This is a genomic window from Cysteiniphilum sp. QT6929 (genome assembly GCF_030035755.1).
GTDB classification, from domain to species: domain Bacteria; phylum Pseudomonadota; class Gammaproteobacteria; order Francisellales; family Francisellaceae; genus Caedibacter; species Caedibacter litoralis.
The window spans coordinates 477,482-496,752 of sequence record NZ_CP103983.1 but is presented as its reverse complement, the minus strand read 5'-3'; the positions used below and the strand labels follow the sequence as shown (position 1 = coordinate 496,752).

Below are 19,271 nucleotides of genomic sequence, written 5' to 3'. Positions count from 1 at the left end.
GCAAAATGAAGATGAAATATATATATAGTTTAGGCTGTTTGTTACCTGTGGCAGCCTTGGCGAATGTTGGAATTGATGTCATGGTTAAAAACAATTGTGTTAATCCGATTGAGGTGACAGCGAAAGAAACACACTTAAAAAAAGTTATTGCGCAAGATAGCGAGGTGTCATTAGGGCAACTTGCAACAGCAAGTTATGATTCACCACCGTTAAATGAAGAAATTATAGTTAAAGAATCGGGGGATTCGATTGTCAATATCATCGGCAAAATCCGCTTGACATTAACGCCAGGGCTGTGGACTAATGCCATGTATGTTGCACCTTTACAAGGTGCGCTGACGATGTCTGTTTATGATTGGTGGACAGAAAATCTCAATGAGACATCAACTTGGTGGAACCGTCCAAGTGGCACGCCAAAAGTACGCATCAATGTTTGTTAAAGTCTAGGAAGGAGTCATATATGTTTCGTACAAATAAAAAATCATTATCAGCCGTTATGGCATTATCTTTAATGGGATGTGCAGCACTAAGTAATGCGGATGCAAGATCCGAATTGATCTTAGAGAATAATTGCCCTTATCCAGTGACTTTTAAAATAGATGGCGATAATGCCGGATCAAGTTTCAGTACAGAAGTTTCGCCCAATCAATACCACTTAGCCGGTAGATATACTAATAGCAATACATTGAGCCATACGACTTCAGATATTCATATATCTTTTGCGCCTTCTACATATGCCAAGGCACGATCAGGCAGCGTCCAGTACTTGTTAAATAATGGTTGGACAAGTAATAATGCAACCTTTAAGAAGCTCAATGGTGAGATTGAGGTTGAGCATGGTAATCTTGCTCAGGATTATCAAAAATCATGGCATAGTTACACCTTGTCAGGTAACTATAATATTCCAAGCTTTACCGTGTCTGCTTGCTCAAGCTCATTAAGCATCAAGGGAAGTGCGCTTGAACATGTCAATCGTGTCTTAATTTTTGGCGATAGTTTAAGTGATCAAGGCAATATTTATAAGTTTTCAGGCGGATTAATTCCAAAATCCATCCCATACTATACTGGCATGTTTTCTAATGGCAATGTATGGGCAGTGCAGCTTAAAAATATGCTTAAGCCTTATGGCGTTGAAGTGAGTAACTACTCAGTTGGTGGTGCCACGGTTGTATTGTCACCAAGCTGGGCAAGCCAAGGCTTACCTTATAATCTAGCGGCAGAAGTTAAAATGTATCAGTTAGATAAGCGAAGCTGGCCACAAGGTGAGAATAAACTGGCAATCTTCTTTATTGGTGCCAATGACTATCTCACAGCTGATAAATCGATGAGCAAAGAAGCAATGGATCATGCGGTGAGTCAGGTTGTTGGTAAGATTATTTCCTCAATTGGTGAAGTTGGTGCAGATAATGCGTTAATTATTGGGCTGCCAAATCTAGCTTTAACCATTGAATCAAAAGAGCTAGGCAATGAATCTGTGTTAAGTTATATGAGCAATCTACACAACAACTTGTTAAAGCAGTTTGCAGCCTCTCAGAGCAATGTTAAATTTATTGGTATTGATGAGATGTTTGAATCAATGTTAAAAGACCCAGAGCAGTTCAATCAAACCTATCACACGCGGCTAGATCCTAAGGTCATAGGGCAATCTTGTTGGCAAGGTGGATATTTTTCAACACATTTAAATGCCGAATCTGAGGATCCAAATGCTTTTTATCGAATGTTGTTAATGAAGAATGCAACAGGTGAAAATAATCTAGAGTACGTTAATAAAGTACCGTTATCTGCTGATATCAAAGCAACGATTATGGCTTCAACCAGTGGACAAATGTGTAATGACCCATGGCGCTATGTCTTCTGGGATCATGTTCACCCAACGTATCAGGTACAAAAAGCACTGTATCAGTATGTAATGCACCAGATTGGGGTTAAATGATTTTTTAAAGCAATAAAGTTATGCACATATTATTTTAGGTGTTTTTTAGATTCTTGGATCAAGTCCGAGAATAACCGCGAGTTGTCCTATTCGGGCTTGAGCTGAATATCCATTATTACCAAAGAGAGGGAATATGATCTATATAAAGTTAAAAGCTTTCCGATCAGCTGAGAAGGTTAAGCAAGCATTTTTAAATGGGCTTAATTTTTATATCGATTTATATAAGATACAATCCAATAAATCGAGACTGAATGAATTTTTATCTGGAGCTACACAATTTGGCTATAGCTTGCATCATATATCACAAAGCAGTGTTGCACGGGCATTAAATTGGCAGAAAAAGATGACCATGCCTATGTCAGATCAAGCTTCGTATGTCAAAGAAGTATTAAAACAATTTTTGGAGATTGAAACAAAGCGTTCCAGTAGCACGGTAAGCTCAATGATTACTATGGTTTGTCATAGCCTCTTATCAGAGGCGTCGCATGTGATCATCACGCCACAAAATCATGATGCTCAGGCATTTAATCTGACACAGTACTTGAAGTGTATTGCTTTGGTTAAAACAAGTCATAAAGTTGATTTATCAACCTTAATCAAAGTGATGATGACTTTGTTAAATGGGGCAAATAGTAATACTTTCCAAGCGGTTAAAACCTCTCAAATAACAGCATATGCAGATCTGAATGATCAACAGAAAATGCAGTATATGTGTTACTGTGCACTGAGCAAATGCGCTGCAGAGGATCTTCAAAAGTTTTTTAATGAAGACGAGTTGACATTATTTAAAAAGATCCATTTTGATACAGCATCAAGTTATATCGATGATTTAGCTCCACCAAACTCAAGCTCCAGCGCATCGCTTAAGACTCAGAATTTTGTTGGTGTTTGTGCTAGTTTGACATGGGCAATTGATGAATATATAACGAAGTTTGCTAATAATACGGGGATAAAAGCGCCAAGCAGTCGCTCAGTAGCGGATATTGGTGCTTTATCAGCTTATGCTGAGCATGATCTAAAAAACGCCCCTGAAACCGAGGGTATTCTAAAAGGTGGGGCAATTGGTAATAATCCTGTGCCATACGTAATTAGTGGACTTAAAGCAATATCAAACAATATTCCCGTTATTAATCAGGCAAGTAAAGTATTGGGTAAATTAATTGATATGGCATTTAAGTCAGAAGGTTATGGTTGGATACATCGCCATGGGATCAGTGGGCAAATTCGTGCCTATTTACTTCGTTTTTATACATACAACAGTTTGATGTTAGTGGCGCAAGAGTATGAGTATTACATGCATGGATCAGGTAGTGATCCTATTAATGCTCAAGATAGAATGATGAATATTTTTTACTATGTTGAGAGCTTTAAAAATGCCTATCAGGTTTTTTATCCATACTTGCCTAATGCTAAGCAAGAAGGTTCATTAGCCTTTTATTTAGCGATGTATTGCGATCCAAGTAACAATAATTTTGGCAAACCAAATCAGCAGAAGGTTGAGCAATGGAGCCAAAGCAAGCTTAATTGGCATCATGCTAAAAATGCACACCAAAAAATTAGTGATCACTTTGGTTTTGATGTGATGGATTTGTTTTAATGAGCATGTTTTAAATAAGTCGGAATCGCGCTTTATTAAGCGTGAATTGTTGATAAAATTTTAAAACAGGGTTTATATCATTATTAGTTTTCTTCATTTGGCTATAAATTAATTGAGCTTGTTCATAAGATGGCTCCTCACCAAAATCCATGTTTACACTATTTAATCTTGCTGCAGTATTAATCCATTGGATGTTATTGGCAATGTCATTACCTACATTTGGTTCCCTAAAAATACAATATTCAAGTAAGCAAGATGGCAAGTTTTGGCTCGAGATAAATGCATTAAACTGTTGGGGGTCGGGAATGACAAGTGTATCTTTTTTCTTGACGCGTATCAGCACAATATCATTACCTTGAAGATGGTTTGTTGCATAGGTAAAAAAATTATCTTTTAATCCGCATAGATCAAAAAAATATATATGCGAGGAACACATATAAACCTCTGCATTCCAGTTTAATTTAGCTAAGACCATACAAGCTGAAGTAAACATTGAAGTAGGGTTATCAAATATTAAGGCTTGTAATATACTTTTGCGCTGTTTATTTGCTTGAATCATTTCATACAAAGCCATGATGCTGATGCTGGCATATTTAATTTTATTTTTTTCAATTATGGAAAGGGTGTCGAATGCTAATTGAAAGTGCTCAAATGAATCAGTAGGAAGCTGGCAAAAAATAGTTAAATTAATTGGTTTTTTTCTGTATTGTTTGGTAAGTGTCTGTTTATTGACAATGATTTGGTTAATATCATTTTTAAACGCACATTCAAGGTCTGCTACAAAGTCTGAGCAATAGAGTCCATTTTTTGCTAAATTTTGCAGATTTAAGTCGTGGGTTTGATAGCTTTTAACCATCCTATCAAATATAGGGGTGTTAATAAATTCAGATACTTTATGACTTAGCTCGTTTGTTGGGATATCTGCATCCATAAGCATTTGACTGCATTCTTTCAATAATCGATTATAGCTTTCTTGAATTCGCCTAGTTTTACCTTCAGCCAACGCACCATTTTCATTTTCATGAAGTTTGAAAGTGCGATTGTATGACGTAGTAAGTCCAGAATGTTCTATAAATTCTCTAAATGTAGATAAGCGAGTAATATGATAGTAGTATGCATCACGAGTCTTTTTATCTTCTGTGCAGTGTAGCCATTCCGGTGGAATCTTTTTATAATTAAATGGCATAAATAACCTCTCAAAAAATTTAAATAAGCTGCTGGTTTTATAGTGGCATGACAACAGTCAGAATCAACATCTTAATTCTTTTTTGGTTTTATAATAGCTAGTGATTTTCCTAATGTTTTTAGGTTGTAGATTGGTGTTGATACACTACATTTGATTGGTATTTTTACTAGCTGATCGGGTTTTTAAAGATTGGTATGCTAAGTGACATATTTTATAACATATTGGTAGCAAAAAGATGAACCAGATAAGCATTACTTTTTAGTAGATAAAAAAACTTTTAACAATTCAAATATGAGATTCGGATTAAGTATAGAAGTTGATATTAATGATATTCTTCACATATATATCAGCCTTGTTAAAAATTATATTGGTAAGTTATACGATTTTACTTTCAGTTTAGGTCTTATCAGTTTATAGAAAAGGAATAAATAGCATGAATAGGTATGTAAATATAGGATATAAATGGGTTATAACTGGAAGCGCAGAACATGAAGCCTATATACTAAAGAGCAAGCGGGCGGGAAATTTTAATCCTGTATACATAACCTCAGGAAATGTGATTAAAGTGTCAGATTCAAGTAGTATTATTACTAATGCGAATAACGCAATGATAAACCTATCAAATTCAGAGTTGAAAAAAAGTTTGAGTAAAATGCCTGCACAGTACCAAGCGCAATTAGGTCAATCAGAGGAGGAATTAAATATCATTGGGGAGGATGTTTCACTTGTTATTGATTTAGGGAACACTTCTAGTTTTGATGCGTGTCAACATAATATACAGTTAGAAATTTTGCCCAAGTTGAAAATAGAATTGTTAGCATTGCAGTATGAGACTGATAGGTCGAGAAACCTCGTGAATAGAAGTGAGCACAGTGCTAAGTTGAATCAACTAAGTCATAAAGCATTTAAATTGATGAAAGAAAATTTTAACTCTACCTGCCTTGATCAAAGTATTTACAATATTTTGAAGGAAACTCAGATTTGCGCTTTACATTATATTGAGGCAAAAACTCAAACCATAATGGTGTCAAGAAAAAAAGATAGAGTTGCTCGTAAACTAAGACTATGCTCTGAGCTGGTGGTTTCTATTGATCAGTTGCTTTTTGGACGAAAGGGATATAGTGTTGATTTTCTTTCATTAATTGATAGTGCGCCTAAAGTATATTCACTTTTAAAAATTCACTATAAGGAAAAAGCAGAGCAAATATTAGCTGGATGTATGGAGCTTTGGAGTGCATCACCTATATCAACGCCTCAATCAGTTTTAAGTGGCGCTATTCCAATAGAGATATTAGCAAATCTTCCTGATGAGCTAAAGCCTGCAGCACTAAATGATGCTTTTTATACTCAAACTATAGATCCAGCTATTAATGGAACAAATACCGTATTATCTGTTGTTGGGGATATTGCTAATTTTATATATTTAGGCAGAAAGTTGTATAGCGAGGGTGGGATGACTATTAATGATATCAGCATGCTAACAGCAACAATTTTAACAACTGCAAAGAATAGTATAAATATTGTTAAACTATTTGTAGACTTAAAAATTATGGAGAGCATGAATAGTGTTGCTGGTTATTCATCTGCAATCTGTTCACTTCCTCTTTCTATGGGCTATACATATGTAGGAACAAAAAACTCATATAGGATGTTCTCAAGATGGGAAACATTTAAGAGACTAAGAAGTGATCATAATCTAAGCTGTTATAGAGACCTTAAAGAAATTAATTTAAAAAAGGGTGTACGGGCGCTAATACTAGCCTTAGGAGGTGCGATTGGTATCGTCTCAGGTGTGACGAGCATTATTTGTCTTAGTGGAATTTCAGCTGGAATTCTTCCTTTAATTTTAGGTGCTTTAGCAACATTACTTGGGTTAAGTTTATTGCTTTGGAGGTTTGGTTCGTACATTTATAAAAAATGGACGGGCACCAGGAGTATCAAAAGAAGGGAATTAGCTAATCAGTTAATGACTCATCTAATAATGCTTCATGAAGAAAGTAAACTTAGTGAGATAGATCAAGTAATTAGCGCAATAGCAGACAATCCAACAATAAAAGATAATATTTATCAGGGTATATTTAGCTCAGAGAATGAAACTAGCCGTAACATAGCTATTGGTGCTTTAACTGATAAACTTAAAACATGGTGTTAATAGTTGTTAATTAGCTCACATTCCTCTCAATAAAGTACCCATGAAACTTGCCGATTAAAAAGGCAAGTTTTGTTAATTTATAACAGCCAAATTTTTGTTTGATATTGGCAATATGCCACTCAACGGTTTTGCGTGATATCCCTAAGATAGTGGCGATTTCACTGCTGGATTTCCCCTCGACAAGCCAATTAATACATTCCATTTCACGCGTTGATAAGTCGATATTAGCGTCAGTGGCTCCTCTGGTTTGTGCATATTTTACAAAAAGACTTTGGTGAATATCGCGCAGATTCATCGAAAACCCATAAAGTTGATTATTTTTATGATGCGTTGCACAAAGCATGGTGTTGTGAATGAGTTGATTATTGTCGTTACGATATGCTTGCTGCTCAACAAAATAGTAGGGCTCATTTTCATTTTTAGTAAAGCAAAATGCATCATGCTCAAGAAATTTATGCGCTGATTCACACCACGGTAAATCGACATCTTTACGCCCAACAATGTTTGTTGCTCTGGCAGCTTGTGTATGGTGTTCATTAGCATACAAATAGCTACCAGATTGATCCTTAATAAGTACTGAAGCTGGTAGGTGCGCAATCAGTTGTTTTATCGTTTGTTTGTCACCATGATTACGCTTTTCACGTTTTACGACTTTAATACTAATATAACGTTCGCTGATACCTTGATGATGTTGATACCATCTTAATGTGAGTGTTTCATCCGTCGTATTATGATAACTTGTAAGCTCATTGTGGGAATGTGTTAGTAGCTTTTCAATGTTATCAGCAGCATGACGTAAGTTGATGGGTAAATCTAACAGCATCTTGGCGTAGTCATTATAAAAAGTAATATTTAAGTTTGGTGTGCTAATAATTAGTGGGATATGCATATTGTCACAGAACGAAATAATAGTCTGTCGGGTGTCCATAAATTAAGTGTGTAGGTGATATTTTTGGCGGATTATAGGGCTAAAAAAACACGCTGTAAAATTTTCATAAAAACACCTAAAAAGCTTGATAAAATAAGCGTTCAACAGCAGTCAACCATATGATTGTAAAAATTATAATCGCGGTAAATATTCTAAAGTTTTATCACTTTTATTACTTCATAAAGTGGGCGTGATATTTGCCAATCATAAATGCTAACTTACTGGTCTTATAACAATTTAGTTTGCGCTTGGCATTATCTAAATGAAATTCGACGGTTTTATGGGATATATTTAATTGATTGGCAATGGTCGATGCAGTATGACCTTTAACCATGAAGTTAACACAACGAATTTCTGATTCGGTTAGGTTGATGTCAATGTCAGGGGCGTCTGCTTGGGCAACCTCAGATGTCAGTAATGCCTCATGTGCTTTGGACATATTAAGGGCAGCACCATAAATATAGTCTTGGCCATCGATAGTAGTATAAAATTTCATGGTGAGCACAAGCGCATTATGCACGTGTTCATATACAAAGAGACTGGATTTGTTTTGCAAAAGTTTTAAATCATTCTGTGCTATTTTATTGCCATCCTCATCACCAAAAGCATCATAATGTGAGCGCCCAATAAGAGAGTCAAAGCCTGCGAGTCGGTTATGATAAGTATTGCTGTAAACATAAACACCTTGCGCTGTTTTCATAAAAGTTGATATTGGTAGTGTCTCAAATAAGCTGGTAAGTTTCATGTGGGTATTTTTCAGATATTTAGTAACGATACGAATACTAAAGCAATAATACTCTTGATCACTACTAAGCAAATCCCAGCGCAATTTGAAATCATACGTTTTGTTGGCAATCATACTATAGAAAGTCTCACCTTTAGTGAGTAATTCGATATGCGTGGCGTTTAGGTTTAATTCTCGTTGTAGGGAGTCATCAAAAATATTCGGAATATATAGGTTATAATATGCCACAGAAAAATCGTGTCGACAGACGATAAGCGGAATTTGCATATTTTGACAAAAATCGATATAACACTGCGTGGTAGTTGTTTTATTGATCATGGCGTTACATAAGATATCAATGTTTAACAAAGTTGGTATGATATTTCCCAAGCAAAAAAGCAAGGCTTGATGCTTTTTTGCAGTGTAGTTTTTTTCTAAGCTTTGCAAGATACCATTCAACTGTTTTTTGTGAACGATTTGTCAGTTGGGCGATCTCCCAAGCACTTTTGCCTTGAGACATCCAGTAAGCGCATTCAAACTCATGTGGCGAGAGTGATGTATCATTGACATCAATCGGAATTTGCTCCATTTGCTGTAAAAGTTTGGCATGAATAAAGCTAAGATTGATTGATGAGCCGTAAAGATCTAAGCCATCACTTGTTTTGATTGATAAGAACGTTGTTTGTTTGCTGTCAATGGTAACGGTTTCAAAAAAGTAATTCGGTGCAATATCGCCAATAACCTTGTAATCATTTTGGGTAAGGTGCTCGGCATGATTATGCCAGATGAGGTCATGATCGGTTTTATTGTTGATACTTTTTACATTTGCAAGATGGCACACATATTCATTGCCGTACATATAAATGCCTTTTGCATCTTTGACGTAATTGGCAATAGGGATTTGCTTGGCAAAATGTTTTAAAATTTGTTGATAAGATTTAGGTAGCTTCATAAGCTCAGCAATATTAATACCTATCCAATAATGATGTTTACATTGATAAATGACATTTAAGCGCAACGTGACTACTTGGTTATTTGCTTCATGTGTTATGTACTGGGTGCCTAAGCGCGATAGACTCTCAAATGAAACTAAGCTGTGAAATTCATTTAATGGCAAATTAATTAGATCAAAATTTGCTGTGGTCTTAATGGGGTCCCCTAAATCGTTATAGCAAATAGCGACGATATTTAGTTTATAACAAAAATCTTCAATATGATCTTCTATACTTATGCCCGAATTGCTAGATACCCCATGAACTGTAGCAACACTCATAAAAAGCTCCTTATTTTGTGATTAAAGCAAACTCATTTTGCTGTTTATTTATGGTATGTTGGCATGAGGTTTTGATCCACTGGGAAAAATACTGGGAAACCAATTAGCTTGTTTTGCATGAAATATCTTCAGCCTGTTGTCTTCTTAATCATTAAAATTGCAAAATACAAAAATTCTGACATAGGAAGCGTCAATGTCTGCTATACAAAGGGTTTAACTTTGATTATCCTAACAACTAGTGTCTTTGGAGAAAAATTACAAACAGGGAGAATGCAATGCAAATATTATCCACAAATGTCTATATTGGACCAAACATCTATGCCAGCTTTCCGGTCATAAGACATGTTATTGACTTGGGTATTTTAGAAGAGTGGCCATCGGCAAAGCTCGGTGCTGACTTTATTGATGCCTTGGTTGAGGCGCTTCCGGGGCTGAAAGAGCATGGTTGCTCCTATCGTGAGCCAGGTGGTTTTATACGACGCATGCGTGAAGATGAAGGTACATGGATGGGGCATATTTGGGAGCATGTAGCAATTGAGCTTCAGGATGTTGCAGGTAGCAATGTAAGCTTTGGCAAAACGCGCAGCACTGGTGAGCCAAGACAATACAATATGGTGTTTGAGTATAAGCAAAAAGATGTTGGTTTGCAGGCGAGCTTCTTAGCACGTGATTTACTGATTTCTCTTTTACCTCAAGAGCTACAGCAAGCGCTTAATGTTGATCTTAAAGATTTTGATTTTGAAGAAGAGAAAATTCGCTTTATTAAGTTTGCCCAAAGCAAAGAGTTTGGTCCAAGTACTGGGTCATTAGTGGAAGCCGCAACAAAGCGCGATATCCCGTATATTCGATTAAATGACCAGTCTTTAGTGCAATTCGGTCATGGTAAGTATCAAAATCGTATCCAAGCGACAATTACCGGTGAGACTAAGCATATTGCCGTTGAGATATCTTGTGATAAAGAGCAAACCAATACGATTTTAAATGGTTTAGGCTTGCCTGTGCCTAAGCAACGCAGTGTGCGCTATGAAAGTGATGCGTTATCCGTTGCCCGTCACTTAGGTTACCCATTAGTCGTTAAACCGTTAAATGGTAATCATGGTCGTGGCATAAGCATTAATATTCAAGATGATGAAACTTTAAAACAAGCATTTGCAGTAGCAAAAGAGCATGGTCGTTGGGTTATTTTAGAGCAGTATGTCGAAGGTTTTGATCATCGCATGTTGGTTGTTAATGGTAAATTAGTCGCGGTAGCAAAGCGCGTTCCTGGGCATGTGGTTGGTGATGGTGAGCATACGATTGCGGAACTAATTGACATTGTCAATGAAGACCCAAGGCGCGGTGTTGGGCACGAGAAGGTATTAACGCGTCTTGAGCTTGACCACCAAGCATTGACGCTATTAGAAAAAGCCGGACTAACCTCAGAGAGTGTTTTGCCTATGGGTGAAATTTGCTATTTACGCAAAACAGCGAATCTCTCAACTGGAGGTACTGCGATTGATTTAACCGATGTAGTGCATCCGGATAATCGTGAGATGGCAGAGCGTGCGGTCACCGCCATTGGTTTGGATGTTGGCGGGGTTGATTTCTTATCCCCTGATATTACCCAATCTTATCAAGAAGTCGGAGGTGGGATTTGTGAGGTTAATGCAGCTCCTGGCTTTAGAATGCATGTATCACCAAGTGAAGGCTATCCACGCGATGTTGCAGGTGCGGTGATGGATATGTTATTTCCTGATACAGAGCGCGCGCGTATTCCAATTGCAGCCATTACGGGCACCAATGGCAAAACAACAACAACGCGTATGGTTGCCCATATGTGGAAGATCGCTGGTAAATGCGTGGGCTTTACCACAACTGATGGTGTTTATGTCAACGGTAAATTAAGTGTTGCCGGTGACATGACAGGGCCTAAGTCCGCACAAATGGTGCTGCGTGACCCTAATGTTGATGTGGCTGTATTTGAAACGGCACGTGGTGGTCTGCTTAGAAGTGGTCTTGGCTATGATTATTGTAATGTCGGTGCTTGTATTAATATCGCTGAGGATCATATGGGACTTAAGGGTATTAATACCTTAGAGGAATTAGCGGAAGTGAAGCGTATTGTGACTGATGCAGCACGCGATGTCGCTGTATTAAACGCCGATGACCCGCATTGTTTAAGATTATCCGCTTATACACAAGCTGAGCATATTATGTATGTGACAATGAATCCAGAGCATGCTTTGGTCAAAGAGCATATTCGCGCAGGCGGTAAGGCCGTTGTCATTGAGAAAGGTGTTAATGGCGACATGATCACCATCTTTGATAATCATATTCACATGCCGGTATTATGGACACATTTGATTCCTGCAACAATGGAAGGGCGAGCTGTTCACAATGTACAAAATGCCATGTTTGCTGTGGCGATTGCTTATAGTATGAATATGAGCTTAGATGATATTAAAAATGGACTTAGAACCTTTACAACCTCATTTTATCAAGCGCCAGGGCGTATGAACTGGTTTGATGAGCATCCATTTAAGGTATTAATGGACTATGGTCATAATCCAGCGGCTGTTTTAGCAATGGGTAAGCTAGTTGAGCAGATTGATGCTAAGGGCATTAAAACTTGCGTGATTGCAGCTCCCGGGGATAGACGTGATCAGGATATTGCCAATATTGCCAAAGCGGCAGCTCCTTATTTTGATCGGTTTATCTGTAAGCAAGATGATGGTCTAAGAGGGCGTAAGTCTGGTGAGGTTCCACATAAATTAAAAGAAGCATTGCTAGAGGCTGGAATTCCTGAGAATAACATTCAGATTATTGAAAGCGAGCAAGAAGCAGTTGATTATGCATTGCAACATGCCAACGCTGGTGATCTATTGGTGGTATTTGCAGATAATATCAAACGCACCTGGAAGCAAATTATTCATTTCAATAAAGAAGGTGAAGCTTCGGAAAATACCGTCACAACAAAGACTAATACAACCATTGAATTAAGCAAAAATCATGGTTTGGCACAAGAGATTGTACAGATGATGCAAGGTGGCATTATTGCCGATGAGCGTGGTGTGCGCCTTGTTGCTGTTGTTGAAGAAGATGCCGATTAAGTAGGTGTAAAGATGCATAAAATTCCTGAAGGCTATTCAAGGCGTTTAGTTGGACCTAATTTGTTTTTTAATGAAACCGGTGTTGTGCTTGATATCCCGCTTAAGACCAATCAAGAAAAGTTTATTAAGTTATGGCAAAAAAATTGTGAACGACTGTTACCTTTACTTGGTTTTTCTGAGTATAAGCTAGCGCATAAGGCGTATAGCGAGGGTTTGCGTTTAGCGTTTACCGCACCTTGTGATATCTTGCTTGCCAGTTGTGATGTTATTGATTACACATGGCAAGCGGCATGTTATGAATTTTTAAATAATGATGTTTTGGCATTGGATGAATCGCAAAAGGCAAGCTTACTTCAAGCAATTCAAGAAGAGCAAAATCTTGCCTATCGTATACTGCATGCTAATGCCAAATCACATGGTTTAAATATCTTTAGAGAAAAAGATCACGCTTATGTTGGCTCTGGTGTTGGGCGCTATAAGTTATCATTATTAACCGATGATTATTTATCACTGCCATGGCAGGATATTTATGATATTCCACAGGTCATTGTTACCGGAACCAATGGCAAAACGACAACAGTGCGCTTGACGAATTTCATCTGTCAACATGCTGGTAAAGTAAGTGGTTATGCTTCAACGGATTGGGTAGCTATTAATGGTGAGATTATTGATCGCGGCGATTATTCAGGACCTACGGGACACCAATTTGTGCTGACTAATCCAGAAGTTGAAGTAGCTGTTTTGGAATCAGCGCGTGGTGGCTTGTTAAAGCGTGGTTTGATTGAGACAGAAGTTTCAGCGGCAACGGTGACCAATGTCTCTTATGATCATATGGGTGAGGATGGTGTTGAGACCTTAAACGATTTATTCGATGCTAAATGTATTGTTTATCGTGCGTTAGCCAAAGAAAACAGTTTTGCGGTGATTAACATGGATGATGCGCTTTTGCGTGAGCTTGCTAGCCAACTAGCACATCCTAAAATTTTAATAAGCCAAACAAAAATTTCACCTCTGGTGTTAAACCAATTAACAAACAATGATCATGCTTGTTATGTTGCCGATGATTGTTTTATCTGGTGGCATCAGGGCAAAGAAAAAACATTAGTTCATATCAATGATGTGCCGCTAACGATGAATGGTCATGCAAAACATAATATTGAGAACGCTTTACACGCAATAGCTTTGGCTTTTGCTTTGGGTATTTCTTTTGACAAGATAACCACCGCGCTATGTGCTTATCAAAACACAGCTAAAGAAAATCAAGGGCGCGCTAATATCTACACACTCACATCAGGCGCGAAAGTGATTATTGATTTTGCACATAATCCAGCGGGATTTGAAGCGATTTTATCCTTGGCGAAAGCGTATCAAACAAAAGACGGTAAGCTTAGTTTGTTATTTGGCACAACGGGCGACAGAATCAATTTGATTGATGATAGCTCAAAAGTAATTGCTAAGTATAAGCCGCATGAGGTTGTGATCAAAGAGCTTAAGAAATATTTGCGTGGTGCCAATGAGGGAGAAATTCCCATGCAAATTGCAGCATCACTGGTTCGTTTTGGTCAGGAAAAAGATACAATACGTTTAGTTGAAGATGAATTATCTGGCGCTGAGTTGATGCTTCCACAATTACAGCAGGGCGATGTTTGCGTGCTTTGTTGTCATGATCGGATTGCTGATGTTGGTGCCTTAGTCAAGACATATTGTAATTAATAAAGAAATAGGAGTGAGCATGCCTGCACCAACAGTTTCAGGTATAAAAAGGGGATATATCATCCCAATTGGTGGACGCGAAGATAAACTGGTTTCCCCAAAAGTTTTACAGCGGTTTGTCGAATTAGCTGGTGATAAGGATGCCTATATTGTGATTATTCCAACGGCATCTAAGCTGTCAGATACGGGCAGCGAATATGTCAAAGTCTTTAAGTCTCTGGGCGTTAAAAATGCGGTAAGCCTTGAGATTCAAGCGCGTGCTGATACCGATAATGAGGATTATCTTAAGCACTTTGAAAAAGCAACAGGTATCTTTATGACCGGTGGTAATCAGCTACTGTTATCAACCGTGCTTGGTGGTACTAAAGTGGCACGCATGATTCGTCGTTGTAATGCCAAGGGTGTGCATGTAGCAGGTACTTCGGCAGGGGCTGCTTTTATCTCTGAGCATATGATTGTTGGTGGTGCGACTGGTTTTATGCCACGCTATAATATGGTCAATATGGCACCAGGCTTGGGGCTAACTAACAAAATACTCGTTGATCAGCATTTCTCACAACGAGATCGTTTGGGACGCTTATTAACGGCATTATCTTATAATCCCTTTGTAACCGGTGTTGGTATCGATGAGGACACAGGTGCCTTTCTTGCTGATGATGGCGTAATTGAGGTTGTAGGTAGTGGCGCATTAACGATTATTGATATGTCACATATTGAGCATTCATCGATGCCACATGCGCGCGATGATGATCCCATTAGTTTGGTAGGCATTCGTATGCATCTCTTACTTGAAGGCAGTAAATATGACACAAATGCCCATGAAGTTGAGGTTGTTAATTAATCGCAAAGATGGGGCTGGAAATGCAAAAAGAGCAGAAAGAGCAAAAAATGCAAAAAATTATTATTCATGGCGGATGTGGCGCTAGAGAGGATAAAAATACCCCCTTTAGTGATTACCATGTGCATCTTTTAACTATTGTTGAGGAAGCCTACGCCTTTCTTAAAACCTATGATAATGCCTTAAAAACTGCTGTTTTTGCGGCGAAATTATTAGAGGATGATCCCATATTTAATGCCGGTACGGGTTCGCGTTTGCAGCAAGATGGTCAAGTGCGCATGTCAGCTTCCATTATGGATGGTGCAAAAGCTAAATTTGCAGGCGTGATTAATATTCAAAATATCCAATATCCCAGTGAAGTGGCTTTGGCACTTTTAAATGAGCATCACAGTGTGCGCGCAGCCAATGAGGCAACACGCTTTGCGCATGAGACATTAAAAATGCCAGAATATAACCCAATAACAGAGCATCGTTATCAAGAATACCTTGAGCTTAAAAAGGGTTTAACAGGCACTATTGGTGTTGTCGTATTAGATAGCTCTGGCAGTATTGTCGCATTAACCTCAACAGGTGGAGCAGGTTTTGAAGTGCCAGGGCGTGTGGGCGATAGTCCAACCGTTGCTGGTAACTACGCATCAAATATTATGGGGATATCATGCACGGGTATTGGTGAGCATATTGTTAATCAAGCTGTTGCAGCAAAAGTACATACTCGTGTTAAAGATGGAATGTCTTTGGATGAGGCGGTTGCTAAGAGTATTAAAGAAAGTGATGCTTTGAATGATTATGTGGGTTTGATTGCATTAGATCAAAAGGGCAATATTTCGACTGGTTCAACTCAAGTTGCACAAACATTATTTGCTTATCATGATGGTGAGGAAGCTAAAACTTTTTATGAGTAATTGGTGTTACGCATATAGAAAAAACTATGGTTTTATAAACACCCCGTCAGCCTACGGCTGCCACCCCTCTTGAAAAGAGGGGAATTGGGCGACGGTGATTTTAATTCCCCTCTTTTCAAGAGGGGTGCCTAGCTTGCGAGGCGGGGTGTTGAAATAGAAAAAGTGCGCAACCCTAGTGAGCAAATAACCAGTTAAAAGGGAGATTGGAATGTCTAGAATGATTAAAAAAATCGGTTTAACAGTTGCATTATTAGCAACAGCAAGTGCCAGTGTATTTGCAAAAGATGTGCCACTATATCAATATGGAACGATTACAGCATTGATGTCGGGGAATTATCATTCAGTGATAAATGTTAAATCTGCAAAAGCATCCGGTAATGATTTTGGTCTTGGTGCAGGTGCGGGGTTGGGTGAAGTTATTGTATTGGATGGTAAGTACTATTTGGCTAACATGGACGGTAAGTTTACACAAATGAAACCAGAAAGTGGACTGTCTTATCTAACGGCTGTTGATTTCAAACCACTGAAAAAACTCAGTTTTGACATTAATAAATCTATAGAACTGACTACATTTCAGCAGCAACTATTAACAAAGCTAGCAAATAATCAGCTAACTTATGCGGTTAAGTTAACTGGGACATTTAAGGAAATCTTAGCGCGTAGTGAGAAAATTGACAAATCAACTAATACACCATTGGTTGAATGGCTAAAAGAGCATGAACATCGTTTTAGTTATCATGATGTGCAAGGGACGATGGTTATGTTTTTCTCACCTAAATATACAGAAGGGTTTGGCGTGCCTGGGTTTCATGCGCATTTTGTTACTGCGGATAAGAAAAGTGGTGGACATGTATTAAGTGCTGAGATTGAAAAGGTCAAAGTTGAAGTAATGCCGATTGACGCTATTAATCTAAGAGTTGGTGATGTCAAAAATACAGCAAAAGAAGCAGACTTAACACAACTGCACAAAATTGAAAATGCACAATAAGCTAAAAATATCCAAAGTTGCATAATTTCAATCATATGATATATTCTTAATATATCAACGATAACAAGGTGATGCTATGCAACAGGGTAATCAAAGTAATCAAAGTAATCAAAATAATTTTTGGGATGCCGTTGGTATTCCGTCACGTGGTGAGCGTCTCTATCAGGCAATTCATGAGGGCTTTAGCTGTGAGGTTTTTAGTAAATTGGCTGATATTTCTGGAATTGAGAAAAACCAGCTTGCTAAAATTACCACAATAGCACCGGCTTCACTTAATAGAAGATATAAAGCAGGTTTTTTTACTGAAGCTGAAAGTGATAGATTATATCGCTATGCAGAAGTTTATAAATCAGCTTTGAATTTATTTGAAGGACACGACCAGAAAGCACTGCATTGGTTAATGTCTCCGGTTAATGGATTGGGTGGCAGAAAGCCGATTGAGATGCTTAGGACATCTGCTGAAACAAAAGCAGTACTTGATCTCATTGGCAGACTTGAGCATGGCGTTTTCGTATGAGCAAAGTATTTGCCTATAGATTGGTGAAAAGCAAATTTGCACAAGATGCATTTACGGGTGATGGTGCCAGAATATATGGAGGAAGGTGGAATAATAAAGGAAGTCCTTGCGTATATTGCGCAGGCTCAGAATCTCTCGCAATATTAGAAATATTTGTCCATTTAGAAGACTATGCTATTTTGCCAAATTACACACTATTTCAAATTGAGTTGCCAAAATCAGAGATAAACTATTTAAAGCCTGAGCTATTACCACATTCATGGCAAGATCAGCCCGCACCGCCTGAAACAGCGGATATTGGTGATCAATGGCTTAAACGTTGTGAGTCTTTAATATTGGCTGTACCAAGCGTTATCGTTCCAAGAGAGTATAATTATATTCTAAACCCATTGCATAAAGGATTTGCAAAGGTAGTCAAAAAAGCCAAAGTATTAGACTTTAGCTTTGATACGCGATTAGCAAAGTAAGTATTTCACTTTACCCGCCCCAAACCATTTTGCAGTATTTCTGCCATTGAATTTCTTCGACATCAAAAACCACAGAATGGTTTACGATGGGTATATAAAAAATTTGCTTATTATTATTGACTTATATTTGATAGTGGTTATCATTACGCTTGTTATCGCAAATGACAATAATTATCATTTAAATCATAGGGTTTTTTTATGGAAACAAATAAAGTTGAAACGGCACTAAGAGCAAGACAATTAACCAAACAGAAGCTATATGGCGTATTAGCAACGCAATCTGTCGCAATGCCTGGCTATCCTTTTGGTTCATTGGTGGCGTATGCATTTGATACCGATGGTGAGGTGCTTGTTTATATTAGTAAGCTTGCTCAGCATACACGTAATGTTGCTAAAGATGACAAAGTGTCATTAACGATTATTGAAGATGAAAAAGAAGATATTCAACAGGCAGGGCGTGTCACCATTTTGGGAAGATTAAATCGTTTGGAAGATGAAGAAAAGGTAGCAAGTGTTTATACGCGGTTTTTCCCAGAATCAAAAGATTATCAAGACAAAACCCATGATTTTCACTTTTATAAATTACACATTGAGAAAGTGCGCTTTATCGGTGGCTTTGGTGATATTAATTGGGTCAACAAAGAGAATTTCTGTATCGAGCAAGTCTTTAAAGACGACGAGATTAATGGTGCTATCAAGCATATGAATGAAGATCATAAAGATGCATTGGCACTTTATTGTCAATGTGCGGGTATTGCCTTAACAGAAGATAGCTCGCTTGAGATGGTCTACTTTGATCAAGAAGGGATGTGGCTACAAAGTAAATATAAAAATCACTATATTCCATTTGATCATGATGTGACAAATCTTTCGATGTTAAGAGCGGTACTTGCGGCAATGTCAAAAAAGGCAAGACAACAAATAGCGAGTAATGAAGAAGCATTAATGGAAAAGGCAGTTTAGA

General features: G+C 37.9%; 16 protein-coding genes. 12 read left to right on the top strand and 4 right to left on the bottom strand.

The window, feature by feature from the left end:
• The first annotated feature begins 5 nt into the window (after nt 1–5).
• The 3 genes from NYP54_RS02150 to NYP54_RS02140 all read left to right on the top strand — a co-directional run bounded on the left by NYP54_RS02150 (nt 6) and on the right by NYP54_RS02140 (nt 3,530).
• Nucleotides 6–440, top strand: coding sequence for a hypothetical protein (locus tag NYP54_RS02150; RefSeq protein WP_283156964.1), 435 nt, complete (start codon nt 6–8; stop codon nt 438–440).
• Between the two features lie 20 nt (nt 441–460).
• Nucleotides 461–1,933: an SGNH/GDSL hydrolase family protein gene (locus NYP54_RS02145; RefSeq protein ID WP_283156963.1), complete on the top strand. Its 1,473-nt coding sequence runs from the start codon at nt 461–463 to the stop codon at nt 1,931–1,933.
• A gap of 133 nt (nt 1,934–2,066) precedes the next feature.
• Entirely contained in the window at nt 2,067–3,530 is a 1,464-nt protein-coding gene (locus NYP54_RS02140; RefSeq protein ID WP_283156962.1) for a hypothetical protein, read from the top strand.
• Nucleotides 3,531–3,540: 10 nt separating this feature from the next.
• On the opposite strand, the gene NYP54_RS02135 is transcribed toward NYP54_RS02140, so the two are convergent.
• Nucleotides 3,541–4,716 carry a hypothetical protein gene (locus NYP54_RS02135; RefSeq protein ID WP_283156961.1) on the bottom strand — a complete coding sequence of 392 codons (1,176 nt, stop codon included), beginning with the start codon at nt 4,714–4,716 and terminating at the stop codon, nt 3,541–3,543.
• Between the two features lie 433 nt (nt 4,717–5,149).
• Here NYP54_RS02135 and NYP54_RS02130 point away from each other — a divergent pair, with 433 nt between their 5' ends.
• Nucleotides 5,150–6,868 carry a hypothetical protein gene (locus NYP54_RS02130; protein ID WP_283156960.1) on the top strand — a complete coding sequence of 573 codons (1,719 nt, stop codon included), beginning with the start codon at nt 5,150–5,152 and terminating at the stop codon, nt 6,866–6,868.
• Between the two features lie 10 nt (nt 6,869–6,878).
• Here NYP54_RS02130 and NYP54_RS02125 read toward each other — a convergent pair whose 3' ends face one another.
• The 3 genes from NYP54_RS02125 to NYP54_RS02115 form a co-directional block, all read right to left on the bottom strand.
• The gene (locus NYP54_RS02125) at nt 6,879–7,757 is read right to left on the bottom strand and encodes a helix-turn-helix transcriptional regulator (protein WP_283156959.1); all 879 of its coding nucleotides are present in this window, start codon (nt 7,755–7,757) and stop codon (nt 6,879–6,881) included.
• A 211-nt stretch (nt 7,758–7,968) separates the two neighbouring features.
• Nucleotides 7,969–8,859 (bottom strand): PAS and helix-turn-helix domain-containing protein, encoded by an 891-nt coding sequence (locus NYP54_RS02120; protein ID WP_283156958.1) that lies wholly within the window; start codon nt 8,857–8,859, stop codon nt 7,969–7,971.
• 16 nt (nt 8,860–8,875) lie between these two features.
• Nucleotides 8,876–9,793: a helix-turn-helix transcriptional regulator gene (locus NYP54_RS02115; RefSeq protein ID WP_283156957.1), complete on the bottom strand. Its 918-nt coding sequence runs from the start codon at nt 9,791–9,793 to the stop codon at nt 8,876–8,878.
• A gap of 275 nt (nt 9,794–10,068) precedes the next feature.
• Here NYP54_RS02115 and cphA point away from each other — a divergent pair, with 275 nt between their 5' ends.
• The 8 genes from cphA to NYP54_RS02075 all read left to right on the top strand — a co-directional run bounded on the left by cphA (nt 10,069) and on the right by NYP54_RS02075 (nt 19,270).
• On the top strand, nt 10,069–12,882 hold the full coding sequence (gene cphA / locus NYP54_RS02110; protein WP_283156956.1) for a cyanophycin synthetase: 2,814 nt from the start codon (nt 10,069–10,071) through the stop codon (nt 12,880–12,882).
• 12 nt (nt 12,883–12,894) lie between these two features.
• Nucleotides 12,895–14,595 carry a Mur ligase family protein gene (locus NYP54_RS02105; RefSeq protein ID WP_283156955.1) on the top strand — a complete coding sequence of 567 codons (1,701 nt, stop codon included), beginning with the start codon at nt 12,895–12,897 and terminating at the stop codon, nt 14,593–14,595.
• Nucleotides 14,596–14,614: 19 nt separating this feature from the next.
• Nucleotides 14,615–15,436: a cyanophycinase gene (locus NYP54_RS02100; RefSeq protein ID WP_151193467.1), complete on the top strand. Its 822-nt coding sequence runs from the start codon at nt 14,615–14,617 to the stop codon at nt 15,434–15,436.
• Nucleotides 15,437–15,483: 47 nt separating this feature from the next.
• Nucleotides 15,484–16,335, top strand: coding sequence for an isoaspartyl peptidase/L-asparaginase (locus tag NYP54_RS02095; protein WP_283157504.1), 852 nt, complete (start codon nt 15,484–15,486; stop codon nt 16,333–16,335).
• 208 nt (nt 16,336–16,543) lie between these two features.
• The gene (locus NYP54_RS02090; protein ID WP_283156954.1) at nt 16,544–17,323 is read left to right on the top strand and encodes an acetolactate decarboxylase; all 780 of its coding nucleotides are present in this window, start codon (nt 16,544–16,546) and stop codon (nt 17,321–17,323) included.
• A gap of 76 nt (nt 17,324–17,399) precedes the next feature.
• Nucleotides 17,400–17,840, top strand: coding sequence for an antitoxin Xre/MbcA/ParS toxin-binding domain-containing protein (locus NYP54_RS02085; protein WP_283156953.1), 441 nt, complete (start codon nt 17,400–17,402; stop codon nt 17,838–17,840).
• Nucleotides 17,837–18,307, top strand: a complete 471-nt coding sequence (locus NYP54_RS02080) for an RES family NAD+ phosphorylase (protein WP_283156952.1) — start codon at nt 17,837–17,839, stop codon at nt 18,305–18,307. Before NYP54_RS02085 ends, NYP54_RS02080 begins: the two co-directional genes overlap by 4 nt.
• A 198-nt stretch (nt 18,308–18,505) precedes the next feature.
• Nucleotides 18,506–19,270 (top strand): DUF2470 domain-containing protein, encoded by a 765-nt coding sequence (locus NYP54_RS02075; protein ID WP_283156951.1) that lies wholly within the window; start codon nt 18,506–18,508, stop codon nt 19,268–19,270.
• Nucleotide 19,271: the final 1 nt, after the last annotated feature.

Excerpts from the sequence above, each read along its gene's own strand:
- NYP54_RS02140 (WP_283156962.1), top strand. The coding sequence starts at position 2,067 with ATGATCTATATAAAGTTAAAAGCTTTCCGATCAGCTGAGAAGGTTAAG.
- NYP54_RS02075 (WP_283156951.1), top strand. The coding sequence starts at position 18,506 with ATGGAAACAAATAAAGTTGAAACGGCACTAAGAGCAAGACAATTAACC.
- NYP54_RS02100 (WP_151193467.1), top strand. The coding sequence starts at position 14,615 with ATGCCTGCACCAACAGTTTCAGGTATAAAAAGGGGATATATCATCCCA.
- NYP54_RS02105 (WP_283156955.1), top strand. The coding sequence starts at position 12,895 with ATGCATAAAATTCCTGAAGGCTATTCAAGGCGTTTAGTTGGACCTAAT.
- NYP54_RS02145 (WP_283156963.1), top strand. The coding sequence starts at position 461 with ATGTTTCGTACAAATAAAAAATCATTATCAGCCGTTATGGCATTATCT.
- NYP54_RS02150 (WP_283156964.1), top strand. The coding sequence starts at position 6 with ATGAAGATGAAATATATATATAGTTTAGGCTGTTTGTTACCTGTGGCA.
- NYP54_RS02090 (WP_283156954.1), top strand. The coding sequence starts at position 16,544 with ATGTCTAGAATGATTAAAAAAATCGGTTTAACAGTTGCATTATTAGCA.
- NYP54_RS02115 (WP_283156957.1), bottom strand. The coding sequence starts at position 9,793 with ATGAGTGTTGCTACAGTTCATGGGGTATCTAGCAATTCGGGCATAAGT.
- NYP54_RS02130 (WP_283156960.1), top strand. The coding sequence starts at position 5,150 with ATGAATAGGTATGTAAATATAGGATATAAATGGGTTATAACTGGAAGC.
- NYP54_RS02135 (WP_283156961.1), bottom strand. The coding sequence starts at position 4,716 with ATGCCATTTAATTATAAAAAGATTCCACCGGAATGGCTACACTGCACA.
- NYP54_RS02080 (WP_283156952.1), top strand. The coding sequence starts at position 17,837 with ATGAGCAAAGTATTTGCCTATAGATTGGTGAAAAGCAAATTTGCACAA.
- NYP54_RS02120 (WP_283156958.1), bottom strand. The coding sequence starts at position 8,859 with ATGATCAATAAAACAACTACCACGCAGTGTTATATCGATTTTTGTCAA.
- NYP54_RS02095 (WP_283157504.1), top strand. The coding sequence starts at position 15,484 with ATGCAAAAAATTATTATTCATGGCGGATGTGGCGCTAGAGAGGATAAA.
- NYP54_RS02125 (WP_283156959.1), bottom strand. The coding sequence starts at position 7,757 with ATGCATATCCCACTAATTATTAGCACACCAAACTTAAATATTACTTTT.
- NYP54_RS02085 (WP_283156953.1), top strand. The coding sequence starts at position 17,400 with ATGCAACAGGGTAATCAAAGTAATCAAAGTAATCAAAATAATTTTTGG.
- cphA (WP_283156956.1), top strand. The coding sequence starts at position 10,069 with ATGCAAATATTATCCACAAATGTCTATATTGGACCAAACATCTATGCC.